The sequence below is a fragment of the Centipeda sp. (in: firmicutes) genome (assembly GCF_057271695.1).
This window is the reverse complement of the sequence record NZ_DBHIVL010000141.1, coordinates 1-1927: the sequence shown is the minus strand read 5'-3', so window position 1 is coordinate 1927 and position 1927 is coordinate 1. Positions and strand designations below refer to the sequence as shown.

The 1927-nt window shown below is 55.7% G+C and carries 3 protein-coding genes; all 3 read right to left on the bottom strand.

The window, feature by feature from the left end; translation table 11 throughout:
• Window positions 1–66 precede the first annotated feature (66 nt).
• Window positions 67–609 carry a nucleoside/nucleotide kinase family protein gene (locus ACO6BQ_RS12480; RefSeq protein WP_489121456.1) on the bottom strand — a complete coding sequence of 181 codons (543 nt, stop codon included), beginning with the start codon at window positions 607–609 and terminating at the stop codon, window positions 67–69.
• Window positions 610–834: 225 nt separating this feature from the next.
• On the bottom strand, window positions 835–1446 hold the full coding sequence (locus ACO6BQ_RS12475) for a glycoprotease (protein ID WP_489121454.1): 612 nt from the start codon (window positions 1444–1446) through the stop codon (window positions 835–837).
• 11 nt (window positions 1447–1457) lie between these two features.
• Complete coding sequence (locus ACO6BQ_RS12470; protein WP_489121458.1) at window positions 1458–1916, bottom strand: peptidoglycan recognition protein family protein; 459 nt, start codon at window positions 1914–1916, stop codon at window positions 1458–1460.
• Between the last annotated feature and the right edge of the window lie 11 nt (window positions 1917–1927).

Sequence of the window (1927 nt, the reverse complement as noted above, 5' to 3'; positions counted from 1 at the left end):
AAAAGATAGACTGTTGCACAAAGATAAATTTACCTTCGTGCAACAGCCCCTTTTTCGTATGCAACTTTATCCGCGCACGAAGTCGCCGTCCTCCTCCATGCGCCAGACCTCGTCTACCGCTCCTGCGTGCGCGGCGAAGCGCAGGACATTCGGCGCGTCGCTCCTCTCGTAGAACGCTCTCGCGTCCTCCACCGAAAGCCCGCCCTGTACCTTGCGGGCGATGAGACGGTCGCGCAGGAGCGCGGGCGGCACGTCGATGCGAAGTGTGTAGTCTGCGAGGGCACGCAGGTCGCGCCACGGCTCTTCGTCCAAGAGCAGCCAGTTGCCCTCGACGAGGAGGATCTCAGCATCCACGGTCAGCGCGTCGGGGACGACATCGTGTATGCGGCGGTCATAGACAGGAAACGTGGTCGCTCCTTCCTTTGCCGATGCGAGTTTCGCCGTAAGATGCGTCACGTCGAACGTCTCGGGCGCGCCTTTGATCGATCTCAGCGGGATCTCCAGACCGTCAGGCAGGATGCCATGTGTCTCCAGATAACGGTTTGGATGGTGAAAGCCATCCATGCCAAGTGCCTGAAGGCGCGTGCGTTCATTGTGCGTGCGTGCCATTTCCTCCAAGAATACAGAAATATGCAACGAGGCGATATAGCAAATCCAAAAGCGAACCCGTAAGCCCAACAGCGACAAGGCTTTACAGGAATAACACAGTGTTTTTTGCACAAAGACGAAATAGCTATTCAGAAAGGCGAATCATGGTATTTTGTAGGCAAATTGTAGACAAGAAAAACAGAGGGGACGGCGCACGATACGCTGCCCCCTCTGTTCGTTTATTCCTTACCACTCAGCGACGTTATACATGACGGTCACGCCCTTATAACGCGCCCCGTCAAAATGTGCCAGTGCCTCAAGCCGTCCCTGCTCATAGCCGATACTCATGAGCGGCTTGCCGTCAATGACGGATGCGCCCGCCTTGATACGGTGGTCTTTTCGGAGGTTGATTTTATACACGTCAACTTTCTGCTTATCTTGCGGTAGTTCTTTCCCGTCTGCGTCTTTCGTAATCGGTGTGACAACGGTACGATCAGACTTCTCCCGCGCTGCCCGTGGCAGTGTCGGCGCGTCTGCACGGATCTCTTTTTCAACCACCTGCGCCGCCTGTTCAACGGTTGGTGCTGTGACGTAGTACGTCGTTGACGGCGCACGCTGTCCTGCCTGTACTTCTGCAAGACGCTTTTGGAGTGCGTCCGCATTGGCACGTGATATATCTAGCTGCGCCCGCAGCACCTTAACGTCCCGCGTTTCTTCCTGCGTCATGACGGCGGGCTTTTCCTGTGTTGCCTCATGACCTACATAGTGAAGCACATAGACAAAGCCGAAGATCATGATGACCACGGTCAAAAGGAGCGCGATTATATGTGCTTGCTTCTTTCGTTTCTCTTCGTCCATCATAGTCCTCCTCATGCATTAGCGTAAAAATTCGCCTTACCGACGATGGTATCCATCTGCGCAAAGAGATTCAGCCCGGGGCACGCCGTCGCCATCAGCTCCCGATGTCCAACGATATGATCGCGGTCAATCGGCAGACCGTAGTCCGTACAGAGGTTGGCAAGGAGCATGGCCGTACTCTCGATCTGCTCGTCCGTCGGCTCTGCCTCCTCGAAGTTGCCGCACACATGGATGCCAATGGTGTGACTGTTGTGCCCGTAGGCATGTGCCCCAACCGTCCAATGCGGTCTGCCCTGCTCCACCGTGCCGTCCTTGCGGATGACGTAATGGTAGCCGATGCACGACCACCCCTGCCCTTTGTGACTTGCGTCGATCTCTGCCGCCGAGAGATCATCGTCGGTCGGGTTGCCTGTGTGATGAATGACGATCTGGTCGGTGGTGCGGCGTGTCTCAAGACAGCTGTGGTCGATTTCAAGATTCA

What these genes read in the sequence shown, in the direction of transcription:
- ACO6BQ_RS12480 (WP_489121456.1), bottom strand. Translation starts at nt 609, where the DNA reads ATGGCACGCACGCACAATGAACGCACGCGCCTTCAGGCACTTGGCATG.
- ACO6BQ_RS12475 (WP_489121454.1), bottom strand. Translation starts at nt 1,446, where the DNA reads ATGGACGAAGAGAAACGAAAGAAGCAAGCACATATAATCGCGCTCCTT.